Genomic DNA, 258 nt, shown 5'->3' on the forward strand with positions numbered 1-258 from the left:
GCTTCATCCATCTCATGTTATTTCACTTTTGTCCAATCAAATTTTCCTCCATCAATTACAATGCCACCTAAACAGCTTGCATGCCCATCAATATATTTCGTAGTAGAATGATCATTAATATTTGCTCCATGTTCGAAGGCTTGGCATAATTAAGGAGTCGCTAATGTGTTATCTACGTTTAAAGGTACTTCCTGGTCTTTGGGTGCATGTGAAATTTCTTTGATATTTTAAACGTTCATTGCTGGATTTGCTAACGAT

1 pseudogene is annotated in these 258 nt (G+C 36.0%); it reads right to left on the minus strand.

Annotated features, from left to right (window positions below):
• Positions 1–20 precede the first annotated feature (20 nt).
• Positions 21–258: pseudogene (locus tag JDS81_RS30000) on the minus strand (PLP-dependent transferase); the annotation flags it as partial.

The organism is Bacillus cereus group sp. N31, assembly GCF_016483245.1.
In the GTDB taxonomy this organism is placed as follows: domain Bacteria; phylum Bacillota; class Bacilli; order Bacillales; family Bacillaceae_G; genus Bacillus_A; species Bacillus_A toyonensis.